Raw genomic sequence first — 22,682 nt, forward strand, 5'->3', positions numbered from 1 at the left:
TCGAAGACCGCCAGGGTACGCCGTCCCTACTTCTTGCGGGCCCGGCTCGGCTGGACGCGGGTGGGCTCGCCCGCGGCCTTGGGGTGGTCGGGCGGGTAGGGGAGTTCGCCGAGGCCCTCGTCGTGCAGCTGCTTCTCGTAGAGCTCCAGCAGGCCGTCCAGGCGGAACGCCTGGCCCTCCATCTCCGCGTTGAGGTCGCCGAGTTCGGCGAAGCGGGCGGGGACGGTGCGCAGGTCGAAGTCCTCGGGCGAGGCGTCGTCGACCTCGTCCCAGCGCAGCGGGGTGGAGGCGGTGGCGCGGGGGCGGGCGCGCAGCGAGTAGGCGGAGGCGATGGTGCGGTCGCGGGCCATCTGGTTGTAGTCGACGAAGATCCGCTCGCCGCGTTCCTCCTTCCACCACGCGGTGGTGACCTGCCCCGGCATCCGCTGCTCCAGGACCCGGCCGAGGGCGATCACCGCGTGCCGTCCGTCGGTGAAGGTCCACTCCGGCACCAGCGGCACGTACACGTGCAGGCCGCGCCCGCCGGAGGACTTGGGCCAGCCGCGCAGCCCGTGCTCCTCCAGCAGGGCGCGCAGCTCGTGGGCGACGCGGACGGCGTCGTGGAAGTCGGTACCGGGCTGCGGGTCGAGGTCGATGCGCAGCTCGTCGACGTGGCCGGTGTCGGAGCGCCGGACCGGCCAGGGGTGGAAGGTGAGGCAGCCCAGGTTGGCGGCCCACAGGACGGCGGCGGGCTCGGTGGGGCAGATCTCGTCGGCGGAGCGGCCGCTGGGGAACTCGATACGGGCGGTGGGAAGCCAGTCCGGCAGGCCCTTGGGGGCGCGCTTCTGGTAGAAGAACTCGCCGTCGACGCCGTCCGGGAAGCGCTGCAGGGTGGTCGGGCGGTCGCGCAGGCCGCGCAGCACCCCGTCGGCCACGGCGAGGTAGTACTGCGCGACGTCCAGCTTGGTGAAGCCGCGCTCCGGGTAGTACACCTTGTCCGGGTTCGACAGCCGGACGGTGCGCCCGGCGACTTCCAGTTCCACGGCTGAGCCCATGCCCCTCACGCTAAGCGCGCGGGGCCCGGCGCGCGCCCCGAGACCATCGGGGCGAGGATCGGACGCATGGACCTGCCCGTGATGCCGCCGGTGTCGCCGATGCTCGCCAAGTCGGTGGCCGAGATCCCGCCCGGGATGCAGTACGAGGCCAAGTGGGACGGCTTCCGCACCATCGTGTTCCGCGACGGCGCGGAGGTGGAGCTCGGCAGCCGCACCGGCAAGCCGCTGACCAGGTACTTCCCCGAACTGGTCGAGGCCCTGCGGCGTGAGCTGCCGCCGCGCTGCGTGCTGGACGGCGAGGTGGTGATCGTCCGCGACGGCCGGCTGCGCTTCGAGGAACTGCTGGAGCGCATCCACCCTGCCGCGAGCCGGGTGAAGCTTCTCGCCGAGCGGACCCCGGCCTCCTTCGTCGCCTTCGACCTGCTCGCCCTCGGGGACGACTCCCTGCTGGACGAGCCGCTGTCGGTGCGCCGCCCGGCTCTGGAGGCGGCGCTCGCCGACGCCGCCGACCCGGTGTTCACCGCCCCCGCCGCCACCGACCGGGACCTCGCGCGGACCTGGTTCGCCGAGTTCGAGGGCGCCGGGCTGGACGGGGTGGTCGCCAAGCCGCTGGACCAGCCGTACCGGCCGGGGGAGCGGACCATGTACAAGATCAAGCACGAGCGCACCGCCGACTGCGTGGTGGCCGGCTACCGCGAGCACAAGAGCGGTCCGGTGGTCGGCTCCCTCCTGCTCGGCATCTTCGACGCCGACCGCAAGCTCCAGCACGTCGGCGTCTGCGCCGCCTTCTCGATGGCCCGCCGCCGCGAACTCGCCGAGGAACTGGCCCCGTTGAGGATGGACGACCTCTCCCGGCACCCGTGGGGCGCCTGGGCGGAGGAGGCCGCGCACGCCGAGGGCCGGCTGCCCGGCGCGGTCAGCCGCTGGACCGGCGGCAAGGACCTGTCCTGGATCGCGCTGCGCCCGGAGCGGGTGGTCGAGGTCGCGTACGACCACATGGAGGGCACCCGGTTCCGGCACACCGCGCAGTTCCGCCGCTGGCGGCCGGACCGCACCCCGGAGAGCTGCACCTACGAGCAGCTGGAGGAGCCGGTGTCGTACGACCTCGGCAAGGTGCTGGGGATCTGAGCGGCGGGGAGCCGAGGGGGCTCCTTCGGAACACCGCAGGTCCGACCCGGACGTCCGGGTCGGACCTGCGGCACGTGTGCCGGCTCGGGCCGGGCGCGGTCAGGAGATGTGCAGCGTGGCACCGCCGGCCGGCGTCGTCCCGGTCGGCGAGGTGGGGGACGCGGGAGAGTTCGGCGAGGCCGGCGAGCCCGTGGCCCCGGTGGTCGGGGTGGATGCCGACGGCGATCCCGAGGCGGGCGGGGTGGGCAGGGTGTAGACGTTGTTCGGCGAGACGATCTGCGTGATCGCCCGCGCGAGGAACGTCGACGGCTCCGAATCGTCGTGCAGGATGTCGGTGTTGAGCAGGAGGACCAGGCTGGCCTGTGCCTGCGGCAGGTAGATCACCACGCTCTCGTACCCGGGCAGCGAGCCGTTGTGGCCGATCCACCCGTGCGTGGTGAACACCCCGAAGCCGTAGCCGAGGTCGGGGGTGCCGACGCTCTCGGTCTTCAGCCGCTCCGCCTGGGTGGCGGGACCGATCAGCGGCACGCCGGTGGCGAGCACCTTCGACCAGGTCTGCAGGTTGGGGAGGTTGGAGATCACGGCGCCGGCCGCCCAGGCCCAGGACGGGTTCCAGTCGGTGGAGTCCTCGACCGCGCCGCTGAGCGTCTGGTTGGTGTAGCCGTGGGCGTGCGGGGTCGGGAAGGCCGCGTCGATCGGCAGGCTCGTCCGGTCGAGCCCGGCCGGGGTGAACACCTGCTGCTCCAGGAAGTCCTGGAGCGGTTGTCCGCCGACCTTCTCGACGACCTGGCCGAGCAGGATCAGGTTGGTGTTGGAGTACTCGAACTTGGCGTTCGGCGCGAAGTTCGCCGGGTGCTTGAACGCGTACGCGAGCAGCTCGTTCGGGGTGAACGGGCGGTCCGGGTTGCTGAAGAACGCCTGTTGGAAGTCCGGGTCCAGGGTGTAGTTGTACAGGCCGCTGCGCATGTCGCCGAGTTCGCGGATGGTGATGCCGTCGCCGCCGGGCACGCCCGGGATGTACTTGGAGATCGGGTCATCCAGGCCCACCTTGCCCTGGTCCACCAGCCGCAGGACGCCCGTGGTCGTGAAGGTCTTGGTGACGCTGCCGATCCGCATGTACAGGTCCGGCGACATCGGAGTGTCGGCGACCTTGTCGGCGACGCCGAACGAGCGCACGTAGGTGTCGTTCGGGGTGGTGTAGCCGACGATCACCCCGGGGATGTTGACCTGGCTCATGACCTGCTTGATCGTGGCGTCGAGCTGCGCGGCGACGGCGGGGGTGATCGGAACCACGGCCCCGGACGCGGACGACGAGCCGGACGCGCCGCCGCCGGCGCTCGCCGACGGGCTCAGCGCGGCCGGTTCGGCGGTGACGGCGGGGCCGCCGGCCTGTCGGGCGGGCGTGGAGCCCCCGGAGCAGGCGGAGACGGCCAGCAGCCCGGTGAGGGCCAGGGCGGCAGTCGCGCGGCCGGCGGAGCGGGGAGCGGCCGGGCGCGGGCGACGGGTCTTGGTCATGTGTCGAGGCGCCTCTCTGGGGCGATTCTCTGGGGCGGTGGGGCCCGGAGCGCTGCTCCACGGGGCCGCGGGGAAGCGTCGCCACCGTAAGCACCGTCCTCGAACGCCCGCGCGTCGGCTGCGGCCGGGCTGGCCCGAACGGACCAAACCCCACCCGGGTGGCCGGTCTCCGGCCGGCGGCGCCGTCGGTTGCGCCCCGGGCGCTGTCAAGTACCGCGGCCCGCTCGCCGGTTGGTGTCGTGCGGGGAGCTCCGCGCTCGGCCGGAAGGGTGAGCACCGGCACGCCGCACCCGCCGTCGGCCGCTGCTCGGGCACGATCGTTCAGCCCAGCTGTGGCCGCCGTTAAGAATTCCTCGATGGACCGCACCCCCTCCCACCAGGCAGATTTCTGCCTGCCCGGAGTGCGTCCGTCAGGACCGGCCGAACCGGGCCGCCCCGGCCTGCCCGACCCCCGAAGGCCGTCCCCCCGCACGTCAGGAGCCGCCGCCCGTGAAGGCACTCGTCAAGCAGCAGGCCGAGCCCGGCCTCTGGATGATCGATGTCCCGAAGCCCGAGATCGGCCCCGGCGAGGTGCTGATCAAGGTGCTGCGGACCGGCATCTGCGGCACCGACCTGCACATCCGCAAGTGGGACGGCTGGGCGCAGCAGACCATCCGGACCCCGCTGGTGCTCGGCCACGAGTTCGTCGGCGAGGTCGCCGAGCTCGGCGCCGGCGTCGCGGACATCGCGATCGGCGACCTGGTCAGCGGCGAGGGCCACCTGGTCTGCGGCAAGTGCCGCAACTGCCTGGCCGGCCGCCGCCACCTGTGCCGCAACACCGTCGGCCTGGGCGTGAACCGCGACGGCGCCTTCGCCGAGTACGTGGCGCTGCCGGCCTCCAACGTCTGGGTGCACCGGGTGCCGGTCGACCTGGACGTGGCCGCGATCTTCGACCCGTTCGGCAACGCCGTGCACACCGCGCTGTCCTTCCCGCTGGTCGGTGAGGACGTGCTGGTCACCGGCGCCGGCCCGATCGGCATCATGGCCGCCGCCGTCGCCAAGCACGCCGGCGCCCGCAACGTGATGATCACCGACGTCTCCCCGTACCGCCTCGACCTGGCCCGCGAGGTCGGTGTGACGCTGGCGCTCAACGTCGCTGAGCACACCATCGAGGAGGGCCAGCAGAAGCTCGGCCTGCGCGAGGGCTTCGACGTCGGCCTGGAGATGTCCGGCCGCCCCGAGGCGATGCAGTCGATGATCGCCAACATGACCCACGGCGGGAAGATCGCCATGCTCGGCCTGCCCGCCGAGCAGTTCCCGGTGGACTGGGCCTCGGTCGTCACCTCGATGATCACCATCAAGGGCATCTACGGCCGCGAGATGTTCGAGACCTGGTACGCGATGTCCGTGCTGCTGGAGGGCGGCCTGGACCTCAGTCCGGTGATCACCGGTCGCTACGCCGCCACCGACTTCGAGGCCGCGTTCGACGACGCCGCGAGCGGCAACTGCGGCAAGATCATCCTCGACTGGACCGCCTGAGCCACCCCGCCCACGCAAAAGGAGCCTGTTGTGTTCGACAACGTGCGCGCCGACGTCGCCGCCACCCTCGACGAGATCCGCGAGGCCGGCCTGTTCAAGCCCGAGCGGGTGATCGGCACCCCGCAGAGCGCCGCGGTCACCGTCACCGGCGGCGGCAAGCCGGGCGAGGTGCTGAACTTCTGCGCCAACAACTACCTCGGCCTGGCCGACCACCCCGAGGTGCTGGCCGCCGCCAAGGACGCCCTGGACCGCTGGGGCTACGGCATGGCCTCGGTCCGCTTCATCTGCGGCACCCAGGACGTCCACAAGGAGCTGGAGGACCGCCTCTCGGCGTTCCTCGGCCAGGAGGACACGATCCTCTACTCCTCGTGCTTCGACGCCAACGGCGGTGTCTTCGAGACCCTGCTCGACGCGAACGACGCCGTCATCTCCGACGCGCTGAACCACGCGAGCATCATCGACGGCATCCGGCTCAGCAAGGCCCGCCGCCACCGCTACGCCAACCGCGACATGGCCGACCTGGAGAAGCAGCTCCAGGACACCCAGGACGCCCGCCGCCGCCTGATCGTCACCGACGGCGTCTTCTCCATGGACGGCTACGTCGCCCCGCTGCAGGAGATCTGCGACCTGGCCGACCGCTACGGCGCCATGGTCATGGTCGACGACTCGCACGCCGTCGGCTTCGTCGGCGCGGGCGGCCGCGGCACCCCCGAGCTGCACGGCGTGATGGACCGCGTGGACATCATCACCGGCACCCTCGGCAAGGCCCTCGGCGGCGCGTCCGGCGGCTACGTCGCCGCCCGCCGGGAGATCGTCGCCCTGCTGCGCCAGCGCTCCCGCCCGTACCTGTTCTCCAACTCGCTCGCCCCGGTGATCGCGGCCGCCTCGCTGAAGGTGCTCGACCTCGTCGAGCAGTCCAACGAGCTGCGCGAGCGGCTGGCGGCCAACACCGCGCTGTTCCGCACCAAGATGACCGAGGCCGGCTTCGAGATCCTGCCCGGCGACCACCCGATCGCCCCGGTGATGATCGGCGACGCGGCAAAGGCCGGCAAGCTCGCCGAGCTGCTGCTGGAGCGCGGCGTGTACGTGATCGGGTTCTCCTACCCGGTCGTCCCGCACGGCCAGGCCCGGATCCGGGTGCAGCTGTCCGCCGCGCACTCCACCGAGGACGTCGAGCGCGCCGTCGCGGCCTTCGTGGACGCGCGCGCCGCGATGGGCGAGTAGCACCCCGGGAGCCGCACCCCGGCGGGCCCGGCAGGGGCCCGCACAGACTGCCCGCGGGCCGGTCCGCTCGGAACCGGACCGGCCCGCGGGCTCATGACCGCCGTGCGGCGGAGGCGCGTCGATGCCTCTCCGCCGCACGGCCCCCAACCACCTGCCCCACCCTCCCGTGACGGGGGCGGGACGCCGGCCCGGCCGACGTCCCGCCCCCGTTCGCGGTTCCCGGGCCCGGCCCGGGAGGCTCCGTGCTCCGCGGGGGTCAGTCGTCGTCCTGGCCCTGGCCCCGGTCCTGCCCCTGGTCGTCGTCGCCGGCGTGGTGGCCGGAGGTGCGGGCGAAGACCTGTGCGTCCGCGGTCGCCGGGCCGGCGGTGCCGGCGACCAGGTTGCCGCTGGTCGAGCCGAAGACCACGGCGTCGCCCGCGGCGTCCACGAAGGGGTCCGTCGAGGAGCCGTTGCCGAACGAGCCGTCCGGCGCGGTGGCGACCCGCTCGGTGCGGCCGGTGCGCAGGTCCTGACGGTAGACCTCCCAGCCCGGGTGCTGCGGGCCGGCCACCAGGTTGTCGGCGGCGGAGGAGAAGTAGATCCAGCGGTTGTCGGCGGTGATGCTGCCGTGGTCGGAGGTGCCGACCGAGGTGGTGCCGGGCAGGCCGCCGCTGACCTTCGTCACGGTGCCCTTCCGGAGGTCCCGGACGTACAGCACCAGGTGGTACCGGTGGCCGTTGGTCGACCCGCCGGGCTCGGGCAGGGCGTAGACCGCGCGCCGCCCGTCCGGGCTGATCGTCGCGTCGAAGCTCGCGAAGCCGAGCTTGCCGTCGAGGTCGAGGCTCGCGGCGGAGATGCGGCCGGAGTCCACGTCGTACGTGTAGTAGGCGCCGGTGGTCGGCAGGGCCAGGTTCGGGCCGGCCAGGCCCTCGCGGGCGCTGCGGGGCAGGGCGGGGGCGGTGCCCGGGGCCGGCTCGACGTCGGCGGCGGCCGCCTGTGCGGTGGCGACCAGGGCGGTGGGGGACTGTCCGGCGGGCACCAGGTTGGACGCGAAGGAGGTGAAGCCGACGGTGCGGCCGTCCGCGCTGATCGTCGGGTTGAGGGACATGCTGTCGCCCGGCTTGCCGTCCACGCCGAGGGAGACCAGGCGGGTCCTGCCGGTCCAGCGGTCCGTGACGTAGATGTTGTAGTCCCAGGTGTACGGCCGGGCGAGCGAGGGGGCGCCGGGCCGCACGCCGGGGACGCGGTCGGGGGCTCGGTCGGGAACGAGGCCGGGGACGAGGTCGGTGCGGGCGGACACGAAGGCGACGTAGCGGCCGTCCGCGCTGATCGAGGGCGCGTACGAGGCGTGGAACCGGTCGGTGTCGCCGCTGGTGAGCCCGCCGCTGACCAGCTCGGTGCGGCCGGTCCTGCGGTCGCGGACGTACACCTCGGTGCGCCCCTGGACCTGCATGCCCGGCAGCACGTTCTCGGCATCGCTCTCGAAGGCGACGTAACGGCCGTCGGCGTTGATCGCGGCGTAGTCGGTGAAGCCGTTCAGCGCCGAGCCGTCGTCGGCCAGGTCGACCCGCTCGGTGCGGCCGGTGCGCAGGTCGCGGACGTAGGCGTCGCGGGCGCTCTTCGCGGGCTGCTCCACCAGGTTCGTGGCCCACGAGGTGAACAGGGCGTAGCGGCCGTCGGCGCTGATCCCCTTGCTCTGGGACTGGTTGTCCGGCGCCGCGCCGTTCACGCCGACGCTGACCTGGACGGTGCCGCGCGTCGCGGGCGCGGCCTGGGCCGGGGCGGAGGTCGCGGCCAGCACGGCGGCGGCCGCCAGGAGGCCGGCGGCGCCGGTCGACCGGCGGGTGCGGGTGGTGCGGGTGCCGAAGGCGGTGCGGGTGCCGAAGGCGGTGCGGGTGGTGCGGGTGGTGCCGGACATGGGCGTTGCCCTCCCCTGGGATGCGGCGCTGCGCCGGGCTCCCTCCCGGCGACGGGCTCGGGGAGAGCCAATCGCCGGGAGGGAACGGCGGTCAACGCCCCCGGGTGATCTCGGCGGAAAAGTACGTCAACGGACGTAAACCGCACGGGAGTCAGGCCATCGGGGGCAACGGATCAGGCCAACTCAGAGGAGGCGCCGGAAGACGTCCGGGTTCTGGTTGTCGTCGCCCGGGACGAGGTTGCCGTCGCCGGCGGTGAACAGCAGCGTCGTGCCGAAGGCGTCGACCCTCGGGAAGCAGGACGAGGCGGTGCTCTGTGTGTCGTCCCGGGTGAGCCGGTCCGCTGCGGTGGTTCGGGGAGGGTGCTCGCTGCGCCTGGCCGCCGCGCCGGGGTCGGTCCGATGTGCCGGGTTCGGTCGGGGGCGCCCGGTCCACTCCGCCGCGCTGGCAGAATTGGCCTGTGATCGACGCACGACGGCTGCGGACCCTGCGGGCCGTGGCGGACCACCGCACCGTGACCGCCGCGGCGGCCGCCCTCTACCTGACCCCCTCCGCGGTCTCCCAGCAGCTGGCCGCCCTGGAGCAGGAGACCGGGCACCACCTGCTCGCCCGCGAGGGCCGCGGCGTGCGGCTGACCGCCGCCGGGGAGATCCTGCTCGGCCACGCCGACGTCGTGCTCGCCCAGCTGGAGCGGGCCGAGGCCGACCTCGCCGCCTACAGCGCGGGCGTCTCCGGGGAGGTCACCGTCGCCTCCTTCGCCACCGGCATCGGGCTGGTGCTCGCCCCCGCCATCGGGCTGCTCGGCGAGCGCGCGCCGGGCGTGCGGCTCAAGGTGCTGGACGCGGAGGGCGACGCCAGTCTGCCGATGGTCCTGGACGGCCGGGCCGACCTCGCGGTGGCCGTCGAGTACCGCGGCGCACCGCGCGCCGACGACGCCCGGCTGACCCGGGTGCCGCTGTACGCCGAGCCCTTCGAGGCCGTCCTGCCGCTCGGCCACCGGCTGGCCGGCGAGTCCGGCCCGCTCGCCGTCGCCGAGCTCGCCGACGAGCCCTGGATCGGCCCCTACCCGGGCAACCCCTGCCACGACGTGGTCCTGCTGGCCTGCGAGAACGCCGGGTTCCAGCCCCGGCTGCTGCACTCCTCCGACGACTTCCGCGCCGTGGTGGCGCTGGCCTCGGCGGGCGCCGGGGTCGCCCTCGTCCCGCGCTCGGCGCTGCGCGGGGTGGACCTCTCCCGGGTGGCGGTCCGCCCGGTGGACAGCGAGCTCGCCACCCGTAGGGTCTTCGCCGCCGTCCGGGCCGGCGCCGACGGGCACCCGCTGATCCGGCCGGTCCTCGACGCCCTCGCCGAGGCGGCCGCCGCGGGCGCGTAGCGCCGGGCCCGCGGGCTGGTGGGACGACGCGGGGGTCCGGAAAGGCCTGTGCGGCTGCTCGGCGTCCCGGGTCGGGCGGCCGCGCCGTGTGCGGGTGGCGTGGCGTCCCGGCGCGGGCGGCCGTGCAGCCGCCGGTCCGTGGGGGCGGTCGGGTGTCCGACCGCCGGGGTCACCAGGTGGTGAGGGTGATCAGCCGGACGGCGGGGGCGGAGACCACCTGCACCGTCCCGGTGCCGGGGATCCGCAGCTTGACGAACCCGCCCTGGAACGACACCAGCGCCCGGGGCACCGAGGAGACTGTCCCGCCGTCGCCGTTCATCACCGTGTAGCCGTCGACCAGTTCGACACTGGCCTCGGCCCAGTCCTCGTTCATGCGTCCCCCCGCTGTACGACTGTCCCGGTGAAACGGTACCGATCGGTTCCGTTCTGACGCCGAAAACGGTACCGATCGGTGCCGTTTGGCGTCAAGGCTGGTTAGGATCGATGGCATGGCAGTCAACGCACGGGCGCGCCTGCTGAACACGGCAGAGTCCCTCTTCTACGCCAACGGGATCCACGCGGTCGGGGTGGAGCGCATCCTGTCCGAGTCCGGCGTGGGCCGGGCGTCCTTCTACCGGCACTTCGCCGGCAAGGAGGCCCTGGTGACGGCGGTCCTGGAGGGCCGTGACGAACGGTTCCGGGCCTGGCTCGCCGAGCGGGTCGCGGCCCACGGCGGCCACCCGCTGCACGTCTTCGACGCGCTCGCCGAACGGTTCGCGGCGCAGGACTACCGCGGCTGCGTCGCGATCAACACGATGACCGAGATCGCCGACCCCGCCAGCCCGGCCCGCGAGATGGCGGCGCTGCACAAGCGGCGCGTCGTCGAACTGGTCGAGCAGCTCATGCGGACCGCCGACATCCCCGAGCCGGCCTCCCGCGCCCGGGAGTTCGCCCTGCTGATGGACGGCGCCATCGTCACCGCCCTGCGCGAGGGCACCCCGGACGCCGCCTGGCGCGCCCGCGGCATCGCGCAGTCCCTGCTGGCCGCCTGAGCCGCCGCGGCGACCGCGCTCGCCCCCGGGTTCGGCCGCGGCCTCGACCCCGGGGCCGACCGGGACGGACGGCTGCTCCCAGGAACCTTCCAGGAAGGGGCAACCGAACAGCCGTTCCGAGCCGTCTCCCGTGCGACCGGGCACACGGGCCCGGACGGCACAGAAACCGGGCACGCACGCAATGAACCTGACTGGCACTCCCGTTCTCGTCCTCACCATCGTCCTGTTCGGCGCCGCCCTGGCGCTGGCCATGGCGCAATGGCTGGGCAGAGGCCGCCTCCTGGGGCCGGCCCGGACGGTGGAGGGGCGGCGCAGGCCGCTGCGCGCGCTCTCGTACCTCGGCACGGTGCTGCTCTGTCAGTTCACCGCCGTGGCGATGGTCTTCGTGATCGTCAACGACGAGAACCAGCTCTACGACACCTGGGGCGACCTGCTGGGCACCGCCAGCCACGTCCGGGCCGTGCCGGAGCCCCCGAAGGACGAGGGCCTGACCGGCGGCCCGTCCGGCGCCCCCGTGGCGAAGGTGCCGCAGGCCTTCCACGCGCCCGACTCGGACGCGGTGCCCAGGAACGTGAAGCAGGCCGACCTCAAGGGCAGGCTCTCCGGAGTCGACGGCGAGGTGCTGGTCTGGACGCCGCCGCAGTACGACGACCCGGCGTTCAAGGACAAGACCTTCCCGGTGGTCGAACTGCTCGCCGGGTACCCCGGATCCTCCAGCGCCTGGTTCGGCGACGACGCCATGGCGGTGACGAAGCAGCTCGAACCGCTGATGAAGGCCGGTCAGGTGACGCCGTTCATCCTGGTCGCACCGCGCGTCACCCTCCTCGGCAAGACCGACAGCGGGTGCGCCGACATCCCGGGCAAGGTCAACGCCGAGACCTGGCTCTCGCGGGACGTCCCGCAGATGGTCGTCGACAACTTCCGGGCCGACGCCACCGCGGACCGCTGGGCCGTGTCCGGCTACTCGGCCGGCGCCCACTGCGCCCTGCGCCTCGCGCTCTCCCACCCCAACCGCTACCGCGCCGCGGTCAGCATGTCCGGCTACAACGACCCGGCGGGCGAGCCGAGTTCACTGACCGCCAAGGACCCGAAGCTGCGGGAGAGCGCCAACCCGCTGAACATCCTCACCCACGCCACGACCCCGCCGAACGTCGCGCTCTACGTGACCGGCAAGCGGGGCGACGGACTGGAGGACGGGCTCGCCCTCCAGCGCGCGGCGAAGAGCCCGACCACCGTCACCCCGTTCGAGACCAGCGGACCGCACCTGACCTCGACCTGGAAGCCCCTGGTCGGCCCGACCTTCACGTGGCTGACCGGCATCATCCCGCCCCGCTGACGGGTTGGTGGAGCACGGGAGCGGGTGCATAGGGTGGCGGGTGACGGTGTCGGCGCGCGTGTGTGGAGAATCCGATGAGTACGACCTCTGTTCCTGACGGCCTGCTTCCGGTGGGGGTCATCGGGCTCGGTGACATCGCGCAGAAGGCGTACCTGCCGGTCCTGACCGCGCTGCCGGGGCTGGACCTGCGTCTGATGACCCGGGACGCGGCGAAGCTGGACCGGATCGGGGACGCGCACCGGATCGCCCCGGAGAAGCGCTTCACCGATCTGGGGGAGCTGATCGGCAGCGGGATCCGGGCGGCGTTCGTCCACGCCGCGACCAGCCAGCACGTGCCGATCGTGGAGCAGTTGCTGACGGCCGGCGTGGACGTGTACGTGGACAAGCCGCTGGACTACACCGTGGACGGCTCCCGCCGGCTGGTCGACCTCGCCGACCGTACGGGCCGCTCGCTGATGGTCGGCTTCAACCGGCGCCACGCGCCCGGCTACGTCCAGGCCAAGGAGCGCCCGCGCGACCTCATCGTGCTGCAGAAGAACCGCGAGGGCCTGCCCGAGGAGGCCCGCACCCTCGTCTACGACGACTTCATCCACGTGGTGGACGTGCTCCGCTTCCTCGCCCCGGGCGAGATCGAGCACGTGGACGTCCGCTCGCGGGTGCGGGACGGCCTGGTGGAGCACGTGGTGCTCACCCTCGCCGGGCAGGGCTTCACCGCGCTGGGGATCATGAACCGGCTCTCCGGCTCGACCGAGGAGGTGCTGGAGGTCTCCGGCGGCGACTCCAAGCGCGAGGTGCACAACCTCGCCGAGGTGATCGACCACCGCGGTCAGCCCACCGTCCGCCGCCGCGGGGACTGGGTGCCGGTCGCCCGGCAGCGCGGCATCGAGCAGTGCGTGCTCGCCTTCCTCGACGCCGTCCGCACCGGCAGGACCCTCGACGCCCACGACGCGCTGCGCACCCACGAGCTGTGCGAGCTGGTCGTCGAGCGGATCGAGTCTTCCTGGGAGTCCGCTGGGAGCGGGCTGTGAGCACGCTGGACTGACCGACGGTCAAGTCACCCGGGCGGAACCGACAGTTCACCGACGAGGTCTTGTCGGGGCATTTTCTACGCGCGTATCTTGAGGGGCGCCGCGGGGGGCGGCCGTCCGTCCCCTGCTCTGTCTCTACGCGAGTAGCGCGCGCTCCGAGCGCGCCTCCGCCCGGACCGCCGTGCCACCGACCGTGCCGCACGGCGGAGCTAGGAGCCCTGCCCAGGTGACCACTGCCCCCGCACCCCGCCCGCGTCGGACCCTGCTGCGCGCCGCGCTCGTCCCGGCCTCGCTGGCCGCGTCGCTGGTGCTCGTCCCGCTCCCGGTGGCCAACGCCGCCGGCGCGGCCACCCCCGCCCCGACCGAGGCCGGCCCGCTGCGGATCCACGACATCCAGGGCACCACCCGGATATCCCCGCAGGCCGGCAAGCCCGTCACCGGCGTGCCCGGCATCGTCACCGGCGTGCGCGCGTACGGCAGTTCCAAGGGCTTCTGGATCCAGGACCCGAACCCGGACGCCGACCCGGCCACCAGCGAGGGCATCTTCGTCTTCACCGGCGGCAACCCGACCGTCAAGGTCGGCGACTCGGTGCTGGTGAGCGGCAAGATCACCGAGTACTACCCGAGCCTCTCCGGCGGCTCGCAGTCCGTCACCGAGATCTCCGCCCCCGGCATCACCGTCGTCTCCTCCGGCAACCCGCTGCCCGCCCCGGTCGTCGTCGACACCCGCAACATCCCCGGCACCTACTCCCCGGCGGCCGGCGCCGACGGCACCATCGAGGGCGGCAAGCTCGACCCGGAGAAGTACACCCTGGACTTCTACGAGTCCCTGGAGGGCATGCTCGTCCAGGTCAAGGACGTCCGGGTGATCCAGGCGACCGACAAGTACAACGAGCTGTGGGTCGCCGCCGACCGCCAGGACCAGCGCAGCAAGCGCGGCGGCGTCCTGTACGAGTCCTACCGCGAGCCCAACGTCGGCCGCCTGATGATCCAGCAGCTCGCGCCGGTCTCCCAGCAGCCCTTCCCGGTGGCCAACGTCGGCGACGAGCTGACCGGCACCACCACCGGCCCGCTCGACTACAACAACTTCGGCGGCTACACCCTCGTCGCCGGCACCATGGGCACCCTGAAGGACAACCACCTCCAGCGCGAGGTCACCGCCCAGGCGAGCGACCGCGAACTCACCCTCGCCACCTACAACGTGGAGAACCTGGCCCCGAACAACCCGGACTCCAAGTTCGCCGAGCTGGCCCAGGGCATCGTCACCAACCTGCGCTCGCCCGACGTCGTCGCCCTGGAGGAGATCCAGGACGACAACGGCTCCAAGAACGACGGCACCGTCGACGCGAGCCAGACCGTCGCCAAGTTCATCGCCGCGATCAAGGCGGCCGGCGGCCCGGCCTACGACTGGCGCTCGATCGACCCGCAGGACGGCAAGGACGGCGGCGAGCCCGGCGGCAACATCCGCCAGGTCTTCCTGTTCAACCCGCAGCGGGTCTCCTTCACCGACATCGCGGGCGGCGGCACCACCACCGCCGTCGGCGTCACCGGCACCGGCGCCGCCACCGCGCTGACCGCCTCCCCCGGCCGGATCGAGCCGAACGACGAGGCGTGGACCAACAGCCGCAAGCCGCTGGTCGGCCAGTTCGTCTTCCGCGGCCAGAAGGTCTTCGTGATCGCCAACCACTTCAACAGCAAGGGCGGCGACCAGGGCATCGACAGCCGGTTCCAGCAGCCGACCCGCAGCTCCGAGGTGCAGCGGCTCAAGCAGGCCACCGTCGAGCAGGCCTTCGTCGCCCAGCTGCTGGCCGCCGACAAGGAGGCCAAGGTCGTCTCCCTCGGCGACTTCAACGACTACCAGTTCTCGCCCGCGCTGGCCGCGCTCACCAAGGGCGGCGTGCTGCGCGACCTGGTGAACGAGCTGCCGGAGACCGAGCAGTACTCCTACGTCTACCAGGGCAACTCGCAGGTGCTGGACCACATCCTGGTCAGCCCCGAGGTCGGCTACGCCAAGTACGACGTGGTGCACATCAACTCCGAGTTCGCCCAGCAGGCGAGCGACCACGACCCGCAGGTGGTCCGCATCAAGCCGTAGTCCGCGATACGGCTATCCTGCCTCCGCCGCCGGTGACCACCGGTGGCGGAGGCAGCGTCGTGTGACGCGTCGGGCTGACGGGGGAGAACGTGCAGTACCGGATCGAGCGGATCGGCCGCGAGGACTGGCAGCAGCTGCGGAAGGTGCGCCTCGCCCAACTCCTCGACACTCCCATGGCGTTCGGCGAGACCCACGAGTACGCGAGCTACCAGGGCGAGGGCAACTGGCGGGCCCGGACGGACTGGGTCAACGAGCCCGACAAGGTCGGCCTGGTCGCGGTCGACCCGGAGGGGGAGTGGGTCGGCACCATGCTGTCGACCGCCAGCAAGGACCGGGCCGGCGCCGTCGACCTGATCGGCGTCTGGGTGGACCCGGCGCACCGCGGCCGCGAACGCGGCGTCGCCGACGCCATGCTGGACACGGCCCTCGCCTGGGCGCGCGGCCGGGGCGCCGACCTCATGCTGCTCGGCGTGCACGAGGCGAACCCCCGCGCCGCGGCCTTCTACCTGCGGCGCGGGTTCGCGTACACCGGCGGCGAGACGCCCTACGTGCTGGACGCCTCGGCGCGGATCCTGGAGATGGCCCTGCCGCTGGAGCCGTCCGACACGCCCTGACCGACGTACGCCGCCGGCTAACCAACGTACGTCGCCAGGGCCTCGCCGGTCGGCGTGGAGCGGGCGGCGACCAGGTCGGCCGGGGTGCCCTCGAACACCACCCGCCCGCCGTCGTGCCCGGCGCCCGGGCCGAGGTCGATGATCCAGTCGGCGTGCGCCATGACCGCCGGGTGGTGCTCGATCACGATCACCGACTTGCCGGACTCGACCAGCCGGTCCAGCAGCCCGAGCAGCTGCCCGACGTCGGCCAGGTGCAGGCCGGTGGTCGGCTCGTCCAGGACGTAGACCCCGCCCTTGTCCGCCATGTGGGTGGCCAGCTTGAGCCGCTGCCGCTCACCGCCGGAGAGCGTGGTGAGCGGCTGGCCGAGGCTGACGTAGCCCAGCCCGACGTCCGCCAGCCGTTCCAGGATCCGGTGGGCGGCCGGGAGCGCGGCCTCGCCCGAACCGAAGAACTCCTCGGCCTCCGTCACCGACATCGCCAGCACCTCCGCGATGTCCCGTCCGCCCAGCCGGTACTCCAGCACGGCCGGCTGGTACCGCTTGCCCTCGCAGTCCTCGCAGGTGCTGGCCACCCCGGCCATCATCGCCAGGTCGGTGAAGACCACCCCGGCGCCGTTGCAGGTCGGGCAGGCACCCTCGGAGTTGGCGCTGAACAGGGCCGGCTTGACGCCGTTGGCCTTGGCGAAGGCCTTCCGGACCGGCTCCAGCAGCCCGGTGTAGGTGGCCGGGTTGCTGCGCCGCGAACCCTTGATCGCGCCCTGGTCGACCGAGACCACGCCCTCGCCGGCCGCCCCCGACCGTCGACCCAGCGAGCCGTGGATCAGCGAGCTCTTGCCGGAGCCGGCCACCCCCGTCACCACGGTGAGCACGCCGAGCGGGACGTCCACGTCCACGTCCCGCAGGTTGTGGGTGTCCGCGCCCCGGATCTCCAGCTTCCCGGTGGGCCTGCGCACGCTCTCCCGCAGCGTCGCCCGGTCGGCCAGGTGGCGGCCGGTGACGGTGCCGCTGCTCCGCAGCCCCTCGACGCCGCCCTCGTAGCAGACCGAGCCGCCGGCCGTCCCGGCACCGGGGCCGAGGTCGACCACGTGGTCGGCGATCGCGATGGTCTGCGGCTTGTGCTCGACCACCAGCACCGTGTTGCCCTTGTCGCGCAGGCGCAGCAGCAGCTTGTTCATCCGGTCGATGTCGTGCGGGTGCAGGCCGGTGGTGGGCTCGTCGAAGACGTACGTGGTGTCGGTGAGCGAGGAGCCGAGGTGGCGGATCATCTTGACCCGCTGCGCCTCGCCGCCGGAGAGTGTGCCCGCCGGGCGGTCCAGCGAGAGGTAGCCGAGGCCGATCTCCACGAAGGAGTCGAGGGTCTGCCGCAGGGTGGTGAGCAGCGGCGTCACCGAGGGCTCGTCGAGTTTGCGCACCCAGTCGGCGAGGTCGGTGATCTGCATCGCGCAGGCGTCGGCGATGCTGATGCCCGCGATCCTGGAGGAACGGGCGGCCTCGCTGAGCCGGGTGCCCCCGCAGTCGGGGCAGGCGGTGAAGGTGACGGCGCGCTCCACGAAGGCCCGGATGTGCGGCTGCAGGGCGTCCTTGTCCTTGGACAGCATCGACTTCTGGATCTTGGGGATCAGGCCCTCGTAGGTGAGGTTGACGCCCTTGACCTTGACCTTGGTCGGCTCCCGGTGGAGGAAGTCCTCCAGCTCCTTCCCGGTGTACTCGCGGATCGGCTTGTCCGGGTCGAGGAAGCCGGAGTTGGCGTACACGCCGACCGTCCACCAGCTGTCGGTCTTCCAGCCGGGGATGGTGATCGCGCCCTCGGCGATCGACTTGCTGTCGTCGTACAGCTGCGTCAGGTCGATGTCGGAGACGCTGCCCCGGCCCTCGCAGCGCGGGCACATGCCGCCGGTGATGCTGAAGCTGCGGCGCTCCTTGACGGTCTTGCCGGCGCGCTCGACGGTGACGGCGCCCGCCCCGCTGATCGAGGGGACGTTGAAGGAGAAGGCCTTGGGCGAGCCGATGTGCGGGGTGCCGAGGCGGCTGAAGAGGATGCGCAGCATCGCGTTGGCGTCGGTGGCGGTGCCCACGGTGGAGCGCGGGTCGGCGCCCATCCGCTGCTGGTCGACGATGATCGCGGTGGTCAGGCCCTCCAGGACGTCCACCTCGGGGCGGGCCAGGGAGGGCATGAAACCCTGGACGAAGGCGCTGTAGGTCTCGTTGATCAGCCGCTGGGACTCGGCGGCGATGGTGTCGAACACCAGCGAGCTCTTGCCCGAGCCGGACACGCCGGTGAACACCGTCAGCCGGCGCTTGGGGATGTCGACGCTGACGTCCTTGAGGTTGTTCTCGCGTGCGCCGTGGACGCGGATCAGGTCATGGCTGTCGGCGGCGTGCGGCGCGGGGTGCGCGTCCGTCCTCTTGGGCATCGTGTCGTCTCTCCCTGTCGATCGGGCGGGCCCGTCCCCGCGGCCACGGTCGGCGGTCCCCTCGATCCAACCAGAGTCGAGGGGGATCGGTCCGGCCGGTGGGGGTGGGGACGGGCCCGGCGGGCTGTGGCGGGTGCCGACCCGCCGGCCGGGCGAGCCGGCGGGTCGGCGGCCGTGCGGTGCGGCGGTTCGCCGGCGGCCGGCTCAGCGCACCTCGTTGAACCGGATCAGGTTGCCCGCCGGGTCGCGGAAGGCGCAGTCGCGCGCGCCCCACTGCTGCTCGGTCGGCTCCTGCACCAGCTCGGCGCCGCCGGACTTCAGCCGGTCGAAGACGCCGTCCAGGTCGGCGGTGCCGAGGACGAGCCGGGCGTAGGTGCCCTTCGCCATCATCTCGGTGATGGTCCTGCGCTCGTCCTCGGTGACGCCCGGGTCGATCGCGGGCGGCTCCAGGACGAGGGAGACGCCGGGCTGGTCGGCGGGGCCGACGGTGATCCAGCGCATCGCGCCGCCGCCGACGTCCTTGCGGACCTCGAAGCCGAGCAGGTCGCGGTAGAACGCGAGGGAGGCCTCGGGGTCGGTGTGCGGGAGGAAGGTCCAGTGAATGGTGATGTCGCTCATGACCGCAACGCTAGGCGCGGGCCGGCGCCGGGTGCTTCTCCAAAACTGATCGGTCCGATCGATTCGACCGCCCCGACCTGTCGCTGCCATCATTTGAGCCGGGTGCCTGGCACCCGTCCACGGCGAAGCCTTGGTGGACAAGCCGCAGGCGGGCACGGAGGAGTTCCTGAGCGTGCAGGATGCGCTCGCCGCGATTGCCGGGAACAGGGTCATCTGAGGGCTTGCAGATCACCAACCCGTGGCTTCCGTCGTTGTGACTGCTCGGTGTGGTGTGAGTGCTTCGCCAGGTCAACGAGCTTTGCTGGCAGCGAACTTCGAAACGATCCTCCCGCACTGCCGGCTCCCGCTCGGCTTCGCGGACCACCCGCCAGAGCTGATCCACCGATGCGCGTCCGCATGCGCCCGGGCCGCCGCAACCCAGGACTGTCTCGCCGACTGGCGCTGCCGGTCACAGTTGTGACTGGAAGTGGTAGTTGGCGGGCGGGTCTGCGGTTCGTGCAGGTGGCTGCGTCAGCTGGAAGTGATGATTGGCGGTTTCGGGAAGCGACAGTTGGCGGTCGTCACGACCGTTGATTACGGAGAGTGAGACGAGCGCTCAGGCGATGCTTGCGTCGATCTTCTGTGTTAGCCGCTGGGTGTACTCGTCGAGGATCTTCCGCAGGATTCCCCAGAAGCGGCTTCCTGCCGGGTTGTGGAGGCGTTCCAGGACCGCATGCTGGGGCCATCCGGGGATGGTCAACGTCGGGTTCTTGGTCAACGGCGGCTCGAAGCAAGGGGCGAGGCCCCATTCGCTGCCTGTGATGGTGGCCCAGATGTGGGCGGACGCGCCGAGGTGGACGTCGCGGCCGGGATCGGTTGAGTGGTCTCCGTCGACGGGCGGCAACTGGGTCAGGATGGTGTGCCATTCGTCGGTTGGGAGGTGCCACAGTGTGAGCTGGAGCCTGCGGTGGTGGTAGTTGGCGGGTTCCTCGGTGGTGCGGGCGATGTGCTGGGCGAGGACTGCGAAGGCTTCGGTGAGTGCTTGCTGGTGGTCCCGCCGGCGGGGGTAGTGCCGAGTGGTGGTGGAGAGCCAGCTGTCGTGCCTGTGGACCCGGGAAGCGGAGATCCCTAGAAACCTCGCGGCTTCGGGGAAGGAAACCCCGGTCGCGGCTCGGATGAGGTCGACGGCCGCCGTGCGGCGGAACCTCATGTTGACAGAGTCCTGCCATGACTCTTGGGCGCCATGGTCGAATAGGATGCGCATCCAACTCGTCGGCAGACGTTGGGGGATGTGTTCAGGCAGGAAGCCATGTTGGCCGACCGGGAGCGGGGGATCGGCGAAGGGCTTGGGCTGGCGCTTCCTGGGCGGCTTGGGAATGCGGTTGGCGGCGGAGTGCTCGACGTCGAGCCGGAACGTGGGTGAGCACTGCTCCCTCAGCCGAGTCCAGGTCTGTCCCCAGTGGCCGCTGGACTGGGGGACGGCGGCCGGAAGGATGCGGTTGAGGTTCTGCCAGAAGATGGCGCGGGGTTGGACGAGAAGGGCGTCGGCCGCAGAGAGCAGAGCCGCGGTGAGGTCGGCATCGCGTGGGGGAGCGTCCCACCGGACATCGGCCCTGATCGCGTTTCGGCGGTCCAGCAGCGCATCCAGGGCCGGTGGGAGATCGAACGGCGCGTGGACGGCGGAGAGTGGCCAGGTCCCCGCGACAATCGCCGCCGTGATCTGCAAGTCGCTGATCGAGGCCGCAGCGGTCGGCTCGGTCCCCGATTCCAGGACGTCAAGGATCTTGGTTTGCAGCGATGCGAGTTCGGGCCTGAGCGGGCGGGCGGTGGCAGTGTCCAGACGTCCGCCGCAGGTCTGGGCGCCCCTCTCGGCGAGGACGCCGTTGCGGCACTGAGCCGGATGCAGTCCTGCTTCCCCGATGGCCGACACCAGTAGGCGACGCTTCTCCCGGCCGTGGTTGCCGAACGGGGGGTGATGGCAGGCGGGGCAGAGGTGTTCCAGGAGGATCCCGTGTTCCAGGCAGGCGAAGACGGTCGCGAGGCGCCATTGCAACTTCCATGGCCCGCCGTGGCGGTCCTGGACATCGGTGCCGTCGCCGGCCAGACAGCGGGGGCAGTAGCGGCTGGAGTTCAGCAGCAGCCAGGGTGGGACCGTCATTCTGGAGTGCTGGTTCCCACCGGGACGCTGCAGAAGCTCGGTGACGGCGGGATCGCGGCCCGAGAACCGGCGCAGAGTCAGCGCCTGAGCCTCTTCCGGCGTCAAGCGCGTGAGACGGGCGAAGGTCTCCAGCGGGGCCGGTTGCAGCATGACCAGGTGTCTCACCGGTGCGGCGTTCGACGGGTTCGCGCTGTTCGTCAGGCCGGCCAGGCGCATGAGCTGCCCCGGACTCTGGTCGAGGCGGTGGGACAGCCGCAGGATGAAGCCGGGCAAAGTCTCATCAGGCAGAGGGACGAGACTGCGCGGAAGCGGTTGCGGTTCAGCCGGGGTCGCCGGCATCAGAGCGCCGCTCCAGCGGCGCGGGGGCCGCCGTCGTCGAACACGGTGTTGCGTGCCCGCTTGCGGGCACCGGGCTTGCTGCTCTTCGACGAAACGGCCGCGGCGGCGTCGATCACGGGGATCTCGCCGGAGTCCGGATCGCGACCGGGGTCGTCGAGACTGAGGACGATCTCGTCCAACAACTCTTCGTCCAGCACCTCGCGTTCACTGTCGATGGCCTCCTGAGCGCCGTCCTCAATTAGGCGGGTCAGCAGCCCCACGACGCCGCCGGTGCGGCGCATCAGGTACTCGGGCATGGTGCCCTCGGTGAGCATCCCCGGTCGCGCGTCGAACAGCCGCAGGCCGTCCTCGATGCCGGCGAGGTGATTCTGGAAGGCCTGGATCGGCTGGGGGGTGGTGTATCGGAAGCGGTCGAGGTCGACCAGGTCGAAGCGCCGCTCGGTCTGGGTGGGCTCCAGACCGAACGTGCGGGCGCCTTCGGAGGGCGGCATGACCCACTGCCGGTGCCGGGCGTCCCACTTCGCCTCCCGCAGCAGCCCGGAGCCAGGGATGTCGACGCCGACCAGCACCAGAGTGAGGTTCATGCTCATGAACGCCCGGATGAGATCGAGGACGTCCTGATCGTCCGCGCGGTGCATTCGTAGGCGGGTGATGTCGTCCAGTTTACCGACCGCAGGAGCTCGGATACCGGCTCTGAACTGCGACGATCCATAGACTACATGTCCGTCACGGTGACGGATGCCGTTCTCTGTAACCCGTTTGAGTGGTGCCGCGGTGGAGCCCGGTGGTGGTGGTGGGTGGTGGTGGGGGCACTCGTGGACGACGGATGAGCGTGATCACGATGCTGAGGCTTGCCAGAGAACCCGGTTGAGCCCTCGGGGCTGGCCCGACATACTCCCTGAATGACTGACTCCGGAGCCGAAGCCGCTGAGCAGGGATGGGACGAGCCCTGGTATCGCGTCCGAACAGATCGCTTCGAGGCGTCATTCCTGCCCAACGCGGGCGAACCTCTGGACACCGTCTGCAACGTCGACGTCGAGGTCCGGTTGACGGCGGACGGTTCACGCTGGAGCGCGACCGTGTTCACGCTTGCCGAGGTCGAACGCATCATGGAGAGGTGGTCCAGTACTGGCGAGGCACTGGACGGCCGCTACTTCTGGTGCTCCGACGGCCTCATCGTCCGGGATTCCGGGATCGACAACATGACGCAGGTGCTGGCCGGCCTCCTCGACTGCGGTGACTTCACGCAGGTTCTCCAGCGGCTCGACGACGAATGACTGTCCGGCTCCCATTCTGAAACGATCAGGTGCGACACGAGGTCGCTCCAAGTAAGTAAGGACAGCCAGGTGAAGGAGGTATCGATCGGCTGAACTTCGGGCCGGTG

Annotated in this window: 19 protein-coding genes; 10 read left to right on the forward strand and 9 right to left on the reverse strand. The window is 71.7% G+C overall.

The window, feature by feature from the left end; all coding sequences use genetic code 11:
• Positions 1 to 26: 26 nt before the first annotated feature.
• Positions 27 to 1,034 (reverse strand): non-homologous end-joining DNA ligase, encoded by a 1,008-nt coding sequence (gene ligD / locus ACIGG8_RS24810; RefSeq protein WP_396550778.1) that lies wholly within the window; start codon positions 1,032 to 1,034, stop codon positions 27 to 29.
• Between the two features lie 66 nt (positions 1,035 to 1,100).
• On the opposite strand from ligD, the gene ACIGG8_RS24815 reads away from it, so the two are divergent.
• On the forward strand, positions 1,101 to 2,162 hold the full coding sequence (locus ACIGG8_RS24815; protein WP_396550780.1) for an ATP-dependent DNA ligase: 1,062 nt from the start codon (positions 1,101 to 1,103) through the stop codon (positions 2,160 to 2,162).
• Between the two features lie 99 nt (positions 2,163 to 2,261).
• Here the strand turns inward: ACIGG8_RS24815 and ACIGG8_RS24820 are convergent, their stop codons facing one another.
• Positions 2,262 to 3,677, reverse strand: coding sequence for a serine hydrolase domain-containing protein (locus tag ACIGG8_RS24820; RefSeq protein WP_396550782.1), 1,416 nt, complete (start codon positions 3,675 to 3,677; stop codon positions 2,262 to 2,264).
• Positions 3,678 to 4,166: 489 nt separating this feature from the next.
• Between ACIGG8_RS24820 and tdh the strand changes: the two genes are divergently transcribed.
• Together tdh and ACIGG8_RS24830 are read left to right on the forward strand one after the other, a co-directional pair.
• On the forward strand, positions 4,167 to 5,195 hold the full coding sequence (tdh, locus tag ACIGG8_RS24825; RefSeq protein ID WP_350525762.1) for an L-threonine 3-dehydrogenase: 1,029 nt from the start codon (positions 4,167 to 4,169) through the stop codon (positions 5,193 to 5,195).
• Positions 5,196 to 5,225: 30 nt separating this feature from the next.
• Positions 5,226 to 6,419, forward strand: a complete 1,194-nt coding sequence (locus ACIGG8_RS24830) for a glycine C-acetyltransferase (RefSeq protein WP_396550784.1) — start codon at positions 5,226 to 5,228, stop codon at positions 6,417 to 6,419.
• Positions 6,420 to 6,675: 256 nt separating this feature from the next.
• On the opposite strand, the gene ACIGG8_RS24835 is transcribed toward ACIGG8_RS24830, so the two are convergent.
• Both ACIGG8_RS24835 and ACIGG8_RS24840 read right to left on the reverse strand, forming a co-directional pair.
• Positions 6,676 to 8,316 carry a TolB family protein gene (locus ACIGG8_RS24835; protein ID WP_396550786.1) on the reverse strand — a complete coding sequence of 547 codons (1,641 nt, stop codon included), beginning with the start codon at positions 8,314 to 8,316 and terminating at the stop codon, positions 6,676 to 6,678.
• A gap of 183 nt (positions 8,317 to 8,499) precedes the next feature.
• Positions 8,500 to 8,787: a hypothetical protein gene (locus tag ACIGG8_RS24840; protein WP_396550788.1), complete on the reverse strand. Its 288-nt coding sequence runs from the start codon at positions 8,785 to 8,787 to the stop codon at positions 8,500 to 8,502.
• Between ACIGG8_RS24840 and ACIGG8_RS24845 the strand changes: the two genes are divergently transcribed.
• Positions 8,775 to 9,686, forward strand: coding sequence for a LysR family transcriptional regulator (locus tag ACIGG8_RS24845; protein WP_350525766.1), 912 nt, complete (start codon positions 8,775 to 8,777; stop codon positions 9,684 to 9,686). The genes ACIGG8_RS24840 and ACIGG8_RS24845 overlap by 13 nt on opposite strands.
• 169 nt (positions 9,687 to 9,855) lie before the next feature.
• On the opposite strand, the gene ACIGG8_RS24850 is transcribed toward ACIGG8_RS24845, so the two are convergent.
• Positions 9,856 to 10,059 (reverse strand): hypothetical protein, encoded by a 204-nt coding sequence (locus ACIGG8_RS24850; protein ID WP_350525767.1) that lies wholly within the window; start codon positions 10,057 to 10,059, stop codon positions 9,856 to 9,858.
• Between the two features lie 115 nt (positions 10,060 to 10,174).
• Between ACIGG8_RS24850 and ACIGG8_RS24855 the strand changes: the two genes are divergently transcribed.
• From ACIGG8_RS24855 to ACIGG8_RS24875, 5 genes are all read left to right on the forward strand, one after another.
• Positions 10,175 to 10,717, forward strand: a complete 543-nt coding sequence (locus tag ACIGG8_RS24855; protein ID WP_396550791.1) for a TetR/AcrR family transcriptional regulator — start codon at positions 10,175 to 10,177, stop codon at positions 10,715 to 10,717.
• Positions 10,718 to 10,898: 181 nt separating this feature from the next.
• Positions 10,899 to 12,053: an alpha/beta hydrolase gene (locus ACIGG8_RS24860; RefSeq protein ID WP_396550793.1), complete on the forward strand. Its 1,155-nt coding sequence runs from the start codon at positions 10,899 to 10,901 to the stop codon at positions 12,051 to 12,053.
• A gap of 74 nt (positions 12,054 to 12,127) precedes the next feature.
• Positions 12,128 to 13,081, forward strand: a complete 954-nt coding sequence (locus tag ACIGG8_RS24865) for a Gfo/Idh/MocA family protein (protein ID WP_396550795.1) — start codon at positions 12,128 to 12,130, stop codon at positions 13,079 to 13,081.
• Between the two features lie 226 nt (positions 13,082 to 13,307).
• Positions 13,308 to 15,176, forward strand: coding sequence for an endonuclease/exonuclease/phosphatase family protein (locus ACIGG8_RS24870; RefSeq protein ID WP_396550797.1), 1,869 nt, complete (start codon positions 13,308 to 13,310; stop codon positions 15,174 to 15,176).
• Positions 15,177 to 15,265: 89 nt separating this feature from the next.
• A complete protein-coding gene (locus tag ACIGG8_RS24875) occupies positions 15,266 to 15,790 on the forward strand; it encodes a GNAT family N-acetyltransferase (RefSeq protein ID WP_396550799.1) in 525 nt (174 codons plus the stop codon).
• A gap of 17 nt (positions 15,791 to 15,807) precedes the next feature.
• Here the strand turns inward: ACIGG8_RS24875 and ACIGG8_RS24880 are convergent, their stop codons facing one another.
• The 4 genes from ACIGG8_RS24880 to ACIGG8_RS24895 form a co-directional block, all read right to left on the reverse strand.
• Positions 15,808 to 18,204, reverse strand: a complete 2,397-nt coding sequence (locus ACIGG8_RS24880) for an ATP-binding cassette domain-containing protein (RefSeq protein ID WP_396550801.1) — start codon at positions 18,202 to 18,204, stop codon at positions 15,808 to 15,810.
• A 204-nt stretch (positions 18,205 to 18,408) separates the two neighbouring features.
• Positions 18,409 to 18,822: a VOC family protein gene (locus tag ACIGG8_RS24885; RefSeq protein ID WP_396550803.1), complete on the reverse strand. Its 414-nt coding sequence runs from the start codon at positions 18,820 to 18,822 to the stop codon at positions 18,409 to 18,411.
• Between the two features lie 595 nt (positions 18,823 to 19,417).
• Positions 19,418 to 21,298: a TniQ family protein gene (locus ACIGG8_RS24890; RefSeq protein ID WP_396550805.1), complete on the reverse strand. Its 1,881-nt coding sequence runs from the start codon at positions 21,296 to 21,298 to the stop codon at positions 19,418 to 19,420.
• Positions 21,298 to 21,888: a hypothetical protein gene (locus ACIGG8_RS24895; protein WP_396550807.1), complete on the reverse strand. Its 591-nt coding sequence runs from the start codon at positions 21,886 to 21,888 to the stop codon at positions 21,298 to 21,300. The genes ACIGG8_RS24890 and ACIGG8_RS24895 overlap by 1 nt, the downstream gene beginning before the upstream one ends.
• Positions 21,889 to 22,200: 312 nt before the next feature.
• Here ACIGG8_RS24895 and ACIGG8_RS24900 point away from each other — a divergent pair, with 312 nt between their 5' ends.
• A complete protein-coding gene (locus tag ACIGG8_RS24900; protein WP_396550809.1) occupies positions 22,201 to 22,575 on the forward strand; it encodes a hypothetical protein in 375 nt (124 codons plus the stop codon).
• Positions 22,576 to 22,682 lie beyond the last annotated feature (107 nt).

Origin of the sequence: Kitasatospora sp. NPDC085464, assembly GCF_044541955.1 — a bacterium.
Classification (GTDB): domain Bacteria; phylum Actinomycetota; class Actinomycetes; order Streptomycetales; family Streptomycetaceae; genus Kitasatospora.

Excerpts from the sequence above, each read along its gene's own strand:
- ligD (WP_396550778.1), bottom strand. The coding sequence starts at position 1,034 with ATGGGCTCAGCCGTGGAACTGGAAGTCGCCGGGCGCACCGTCCGGCTG.
- ACIGG8_RS24815 (WP_396550780.1), top strand. The coding sequence starts at position 1,101 with ATGGACCTGCCCGTGATGCCGCCGGTGTCGCCGATGCTCGCCAAGTCG.
- ACIGG8_RS24820 (WP_396550782.1), bottom strand. The coding sequence starts at position 3,677 with ATGACCAAGACCCGTCGCCCGCGCCCGGCCGCTCCCCGCTCCGCCGGC.
- ACIGG8_RS24835 (WP_396550786.1), bottom strand. The coding sequence starts at position 8,316 with ATGTCCGGCACCACCCGCACCACCCGCACCGCCTTCGGCACCCGCACC.
- ACIGG8_RS24850 (WP_350525767.1), bottom strand. The coding sequence starts at position 10,059 with ATGAACGAGGACTGGGCCGAGGCCAGTGTCGAACTGGTCGACGGCTAC.
- ACIGG8_RS24855 (WP_396550791.1), top strand. The coding sequence starts at position 10,175 with ATGGCAGTCAACGCACGGGCGCGCCTGCTGAACACGGCAGAGTCCCTC.
- ACIGG8_RS24860 (WP_396550793.1), top strand. The coding sequence starts at position 10,899 with ATGAACCTGACTGGCACTCCCGTTCTCGTCCTCACCATCGTCCTGTTC.
- ACIGG8_RS24865 (WP_396550795.1), top strand. The coding sequence starts at position 12,128 with ATGAGTACGACCTCTGTTCCTGACGGCCTGCTTCCGGTGGGGGTCATC.
- ACIGG8_RS24880 (WP_396550801.1), bottom strand. The coding sequence starts at position 18,204 with ATGCCCAAGAGGACGGACGCGCACCCCGCGCCGCACGCCGCCGACAGC.
- ACIGG8_RS24885 (WP_396550803.1), bottom strand. The coding sequence starts at position 18,822 with ATGAGCGACATCACCATTCACTGGACCTTCCTCCCGCACACCGACCCC.
- ACIGG8_RS24890 (WP_396550805.1), bottom strand. The coding sequence starts at position 21,298 with ATGCCGGCGACCCCGGCTGAACCGCAACCGCTTCCGCGCAGTCTCGTC.
- ACIGG8_RS24895 (WP_396550807.1), bottom strand. The coding sequence starts at position 21,888 with ATGAGCATGAACCTCACTCTGGTGCTGGTCGGCGTCGACATCCCTGGC.
- ACIGG8_RS24900 (WP_396550809.1), top strand. The coding sequence starts at position 22,201 with ATGACTGACTCCGGAGCCGAAGCCGCTGAGCAGGGATGGGACGAGCCC.